General features: G+C 71.6%; 7 protein-coding genes. 3 read left to right on the forward strand and 4 right to left on the reverse strand.

Annotation, left to right across the window (positions count from 1 at the left end; translation table 11 throughout):
• The first annotated feature begins 13 nt into the window (after nucleotides 1-13).
• Nucleotides 14-925, forward strand: coding sequence for a DNA-3-methyladenine glycosylase family protein (locus WBA97_RS22330; RefSeq protein WP_424232836.1), 912 nt, complete (start codon nucleotides 14-16; stop codon nucleotides 923-925).
• Between the two features lie 13 nt (nucleotides 926-938).
• On the opposite strand, the gene WBA97_RS22335 is transcribed toward WBA97_RS22330, so the two are convergent.
• The 4 genes from WBA97_RS22335 to WBA97_RS22350 are packed head-to-tail and all read right to left on the reverse strand — an operon-like array spanning nucleotide 939 to nucleotide 4,418.
• Nucleotides 939-1,472, reverse strand: a complete 534-nt coding sequence (locus WBA97_RS22335) for an NUDIX hydrolase (RefSeq protein WP_424232837.1) — start codon at nucleotides 1,470-1,472, stop codon at nucleotides 939-941.
• Nucleotides 1,469-2,632, reverse strand: a complete 1,164-nt coding sequence (locus WBA97_RS22340) for a coenzyme F420-0:L-glutamate ligase (RefSeq protein ID WP_424232842.1) — start codon at nucleotides 2,630-2,632, stop codon at nucleotides 1,469-1,471. Before WBA97_RS22340 ends, WBA97_RS22335 begins: the two co-directional genes overlap by 4 nt.
• Complete coding sequence (gene cofD / locus WBA97_RS22345; protein ID WP_424232838.1) at nucleotides 2,628-3,596, reverse strand: 2-phospho-L-lactate transferase; 969 nt, start codon at nucleotides 3,594-3,596, stop codon at nucleotides 2,628-2,630. Before cofD ends, WBA97_RS22340 begins: the two co-directional genes overlap by 5 nt.
• Nucleotides 3,597-3,611: 15 nt before the next feature.
• Nucleotides 3,612-4,418, reverse strand: a complete 807-nt coding sequence (locus WBA97_RS22350) for a site-2 protease family protein (RefSeq protein WP_424232839.1) — start codon at nucleotides 4,416-4,418, stop codon at nucleotides 3,612-3,614.
• A gap of 240 nt (nucleotides 4,419-4,658) precedes the next feature.
• On the opposite strand from WBA97_RS22350, the gene WBA97_RS22355 reads away from it, so the two are divergent.
• On the forward strand, nucleotides 4,659-4,991 hold the full coding sequence (locus tag WBA97_RS22355; RefSeq protein ID WP_424232840.1) for a WhiB family transcriptional regulator: 333 nt from the start codon (nucleotides 4,659-4,661) through the stop codon (nucleotides 4,989-4,991).
• 36 nt (nucleotides 4,992-5,027) lie between these two features.
• On the forward strand, nucleotides 5,028-6,122 hold a 1,095-nt coding region (locus tag WBA97_RS22360; protein WP_424232841.1), incomplete at its 3' end, for a glycosyltransferase family 2 protein.

Here is a 6,122-nt window from a genome sequence, read left to right on the forward strand (position 1 = left end):
ACCGTGGCCGCTCGTGCAGGCATCTCGTGAGCGCACCTGGCGGCCGGACTTCCCGCTGCAACTGGCCGCCCTGCTCCGGCCGCTGCGCAGGGGTCCCGCCGATCCGGCGTGCGTGACCACCCCGGCCGGCGTGACCTGGTTCGCCGCCAACACCCCAGCCGGGGTCGGGACGCTCGCGCTGCGCCGCCGAGGCGGCACGGTCCACGCCACCGCATGGGGTGACGGCGCTCAGGTGCTCCTCGACGGCCTGCCCGCGATGCTCGGCGCCGAGGACGACGACTCCGACTTCGAGGCGCACCACCCGCTCATCGCCGACCTGCGCAAGCGCATCCCGACGCTGCGGCTCAACTCGACCGGGCGGGTGTGGGACCTGCTCGTGCCGTCCGTGCTGGAACAGCGGGTCACCGGCACCGAGGCACGCCGCTCGTGGCGCGACCTGTGCCGCCGCTACGGCACCCCAGCGCCAGGGCCCGCACCGGCAGGCATGTTCGCGCCGCCCACCCCGAAGGCGGTCGAGGCCATCCCCGACTGGGCGTGGCACAGGGCGGGCGTTGACCTGGCGCGCAGGAAGGCGATCGTGGCCGCCGCCCGCGTCGCGCACCGGCTGGAGAAGGCGGCCGAGCTTCGTGGCCGCGCTGGCCGTGACCTGCTGCGGAAGGTGCCGGGCATCGGGTTCTGGACCGCGGCCGAGGTCGCGCAGCGGGCGTGGGGCGACGCGGACGCGGTCAGCGTCGGCGACTTCCACATCCCGGGGCTCGTCGGCTACGCGCTGCTCGGCCGCAAGGTCGACGACGATGGCATGCTCGAGGTGCTGCGCCCGTACGCACCGCACCGCCACCGCGTCGTCCGCTACATCGAGGCGGGTGGCCCCGGCAAACCCCGCTACGGTCCCCGCTTCTCCCCGAGGGACTACCGCGAGATCTGATGCCCTGAGGGCATCACACCGCCGCCAGCATGGCGGGCAGGCCTGTCGTACCCGTTGGGTCCGGGGGCAGGCCGGTCACCGGCCACCAGCGCAGGTCGAGCGACTCGTCGCTGCGGACCGGTTGCGCGCCCTCGGGGGCGGTGACCAGGAACCGCACGTCGAAGTGCCTGGTCGGTAGGCCGAGCGAGCACGTGATCGGGTGCACGTCGACGTGGATCGGCGTCGGCTCGATCACCAGGCCCTCGATGCCCGACTCCTCCGACGCCTCCCGCAGTGCCGCGCCAACGAGCGTCTCGTCGGTCTCCTCGCAGTGCCCGCCGAGCTGCAGCCACGCGCCGACGCGTGGGTGCAGCGTCAGCAGCACCTCGGACCCGGTCGAGTCGAGGACCAGCGCCGAGGCCGTGATGTGCCCCGGCTCGCAGGAGCGCATGCAGGCGTCCTGGCGGGCCGCGATGAAGCCGAGAAACGCCTCCCGCAGCGACCGCTGGCCGGGTTCCGCCGGGCGCCAGTCCGCGAGTGTGGCGTACGCGTCGTCGTGCAAGTTCATCGCTGGAGGAACCGTTCGTCGAGGTCAGCCGGGTGCTGAGGGGTAAGGGGGGACGCCGGGTGACCCAGCGCGACCGCGCAGAGCGGTGCCCATGGCAGGTCCAGCATCGTGCGCACCGCGTCCGGATCGGGGATCGGCACCCAGAAGGCGCCGATGCCCTCCGCCGCGAGCGCCACCACCAGGCCGCGCACCGCGGCGCCTGCCTCGAACTCGTCGCCGGACACCAGCACGATCTCGGTCGCGTCGATGGCCAGCTCGTCCAGCAGCCGCTTGCGCTGCTCCGCCACGTGCGCGAACCGGACCTGGCCCGACACCGTGAGCGCGGCCGCGACCGCGTCCCTGAGCACGTCGTCGGCCACCGGCTCGTTCGTGAACGACCGGACCGGGCCCGCCAGCAGTACCGCCTCGCGCCTGCCCTGTGCGACGGCCTCCTCGGTGCCCAGCCGGAACAGGTCCTCGTCGACCGGCCGCACCAGGTCGCGGGCCGTGGCCGTCTCCGAGCCGATCGCCAGCCCGCGCACGATCGCCACCGGCAGCGCGCCGAGCTTGCCCTTCACGAGGTCCGCGGCCGCCGCGACCTCGTCGGCCACCGCGATCTCGGTGACCGCGAGCTCGTTGCCCTGCCGGTCGATCTGCCCCCGGTAGCCGTGCAGCACCGCCATGCCGGAGGACCCGATCGCGGCGTCGGTCTGCCCGACCCGCCACGCGCGGCCCATCGTGTCGGTGATGACGACCGCCACCTCGACGCCGAGCCGCTCCCGCAGCCCGAACCGCAGCGCACGGGCCGACGCGTCCGGGTCGGCGGGCAGCAGCGCGAGCTCGTCGGCCGCCACGTTCGACGCGTCGATGCCCGACGCGGCCTGCACGATGCCGAGGTGGTTCTCGGTGATGAGCGTCCGCGCCTTGCGCGCGATGATCCGCACCGACTCCTCGAACACGAGCCGCCGCCGGATCCGATCCCGCTCCTCCGGATCGGCGGGCACCCGCACCAGTCGTCCCTCTACTTTGGACACGACCTTGCTCGTCACGACGACGATGTCGCCCGACCGCAGCCAGCGCGCCGCGCTCGCGATCGCACCGGAGAGGTCGTCGCCGGGCCGGAACTCCGGCAGCCCCTCGACGGCCAGGATCTCGACCTTGCCCGCCGCCGCGTGATCAATCACCGGACACTCCCGCGAGGGAGAACGCGGCACGCACCATCGCGGCCGTGGCGTCCACATCGGACATCAGCAGTGGCACGGCGCGCACCTCGACGTCCGGCACGGCCGCGGTGTCGCCGGTGTGCACGAGCCAGCCGTCGAGGATCCCGTCCGCACCGGCGGCGCGGGCGCCGTAGTGCCGCCCGACGGCCTCGGCCGTGGTCTCGACACCGATCGCGGACAGGCACGCGTCCGCCATGCCCCGCACCGGTTTGTCGTTCACGATCGGCGAGATGCCGACGATCTTCGCGGCCGCCTTCACCAGCGCGGTCCGCACACCGGGGACCGCCAGGATCGTGCCGACGCTCACCACCGGGTTCGACGGCGCGAGCAGGATCACGTCCGCGGCGGCGATCGTGTCGAGCACGCCCGGCGCCGGCTTCGCCTCGTCCGCGCCGACCGGCAGGATCGAGTGCGCGGGCACCGAGGCCCGGTGCCTGATCCACCACTCCTGGAAGTGCACGGCCGCCCGCTCGCCGGTGTCAGGGTCGTCGATCACCACGTGCGTCTCGACCCGGTCGTCGCTCATCGGCAGCAGCAGCACGCCGGGCTGCCACCGGGCGCACAGGGCCTCGGTGACCTGCGACAACGGGTAGCCAGCGCGCAGCATCCGGCTGCGGACCAGGTGCGTGGCGATGTCCTTGTCGCCCAGCCCGAACCACTCCGAGCCCGCGCCGTAGGCCGCCAGCTCGTCCTTCACGGTCCACGTCTCGCCGGTGCGGCCCCACCCACGCTCGGTGTCGATGCCGCCGCCGAGGGTGTACATGCAGGTGTCCAGGTCCGGGCAGACCCGCAGTCCGTGCAGCCACACGTCGTCACCGGTGTTCACGATCGCCGTGATCTCGTGACCGGGTCCGAGTGCGTGCTTCACCCCCTGCAGAAACCTTGCTCCACCGACACCACCGACCAGCACAACGACATTCACGGTGCCAATCGTGCCTCACGCCCAGAAACGGAACGCGAGCGAGCCGAACGCCGGGAGGCTCTCGGTCCACCCGAAGAAGTCGTACTTGGCGTCGATGGCGTCGCCGCCGATGAGCCCGTAGAGGCCGTAGGCGAGGTCGAAGAACACGCCGCCGACCGCGGGCAGGCCGATCAGGCAGGCGAACAGGATCAGCGGCGCCCACGGCCGGGCCTTCGCGCCGAACCGCTGCAGTTCGGGGGAGAGCCACGGCTCGATCGCGCCCCAGCCGTCCAGGCCGGGGATCGGGAGGATGTTCAGCACGAACGCGATGATCTGCAACATCGCGAGATAGGACAGCGCGGCGGCGAGCCAGAACGTGGGTTGGAACACGGCCACCGAGATCATCAACAGGAGGCCGAGCAGCAGGTTGAAGAACGGTCCGGCGAGCGACACCGCCGACTCGACGCGTTTGTTCCGCAACGAGTAGTGGTTGATGAACACCGCGCCACCCGGCAGCGGAATTCCGCCGATCGCGAGGATCAGCAGCGGCACCACGAGGCTGAAGATCGGATCGGTGTACTTGCGTGGATCGAGCGTCAGATAGCCCTTGAAGTACACCTCGCGGTCACCGCCGCGATACGCGACGTACGCGTGCCCGAACTCGTGCAGGCACAGTGAGACGCCCCAGCCGCCGAGCACCAGCAGGAACGTCCCCGCCGCGATGGGGATCGCCGGGTCCTGGTTCGGGAACGGGTCCCCGAACAGGATGAGGACCCCGCCGCCGATCGTGATGGCGAGGATGGCCAGGAACACAGGCGAGGGCCGGACCGCTGATCGCTGCACGCCCACAGTGTGTCAACGTTGCGTGTTACGTCGCTGTGGGGGTGTTCGGTTTTCCTGATATTGCGTCATCTCGTCGAGCTATTTCCGTTTGCCCCATAGGGCATCACCCACCCGGGTGCTTCGCTTGACGCGCCGCGACTACACGGGTGTAATCACATCGATGTCATTCGCCACTAGTGGAGTAGTGGTGGGTGGTGTCCGCCAACCCGGGGAGCGCGAAAGGCGAGGAGGCGGACGGGCATGCAGGGAATCGAACTGAACGATCTGACCAGTGGGAGTGGTGGCGTCGTGGCGTGGGGGGAACGCCCGCACGAGGAGTTGGGCGTGCTCGCCGAGCTGTTCGACGACGGGGATGAGCAGGAGTGGCAGGAGCGTGCCCTGTGCGCGCAGACGGACCCGGAGGCGTTCTTCCCGGAGAAGGGTGGGTCCACCCGGGAAGCCAAGCGCATCTGCCAGGGCTGTGAGGTCCGCGCGGAGTGTCTCGAGTACGCACTCGGGCACGACGAGCGGTTCGGCATCTGGGGCGGACTGTCCGAGCGGGAGCGGCGCAAGCTGAAGAAACGGGCCGTCTAGCAGCAATCCGAAGCCGGTTCATGGCATCTTGTGCGAATGCCACGAATCGGCTCATGGGGGGCCACCCCGGTGCTGCGTACCGCGCCAGTGCTCGCGGTGCTGGTCTGCCATGACGGCGAGCAGTGGCTGCCGACCGCGTTGGCGGCGTTGCGTGCGTCGACGCCGAGGCCACGGCATGTGCTTGCCGTGGACACGGGCTCTGTCGACGACACGCCACGCCTGCTGAGCGAGGCCGCGCGTGGTGAGGACCGCGTGCTCGACGGCGTGCTTACGCGGGACCGCGAAACCGGTTTCGCGGCGGCCGTCCAGGACGCGGTGTCCGCCGCGATCGAGCGCTGGGGTGACCCGGGTGGCTGGATCTGGGTGCTGCACGACGACTGTGCACCGGACCCGGAGTGCCTCGCGACGCTGCTGACCGCGGCCGAGGCGTCGCCGTCGGCCGGGGTGCTCGGGCCGCTCGCGCTCGACTGGGACGACCCGAGGATCGTGGTCGAGGCCGGCCTGTCCACCGACGCGTCCGGGCACCGGCAGACCGGGCTCGGTCCGTCCGAAGTGGACTGGTCGCGGCTCGGCGACGAGATCCGGCAGAGCACCGAGGTGCTCGCCGTGCCGTCCGCGGGGATGCTGGTGCGGCGCGACCTGTGGGAGCGGCTCGGCGGATTCGACGCGGCGATCACGTTGCTGCGTGAGGACATCGACTTCGGCTGGCGCGCCAACCGGGCGGACACCGTGGTGCTGTGCGTGCCCGCCGCGCGGATGCGGCACGTGCGTGCGGTGACCACCGGGCAGCGGCGGGTCGACGCACCACGCGCGTCGCTGGCCTCGGTCGAGCGCGCCCAAGCCGTCCGGACCTTCCTCGTGAACTGTTCGCTGCCGTCGTTTCTCATCGGCGTGCCTCGGCTGGTGCTGTTGTCGCTCCTGCGTGCGCTCGGGTTCGGCATGCAGCGGCGGCTGGTCGAGGCGCGTGCCGAACTGGGCGCGGCCGGGTTTGTGCTGAGCGGTGCCGCCGGGCTGCGCGAGGGCAGGGCGCTGCGGCGGGCGACCGCGCGGGTCCGCGGCGTGCACGGGTTGTTCACCTCGCGGCTGACCCGGCTGCGCAACGGGATGCGGGCGATGGTCGCGGGTCTCGCG

The sequence above is a fragment of the Actinophytocola sp. genome, assembly GCF_049647105.1.
Classification (GTDB): domain Bacteria; phylum Actinomycetota; class Actinomycetes; order Mycobacteriales; family Pseudonocardiaceae; genus Actinophytocola.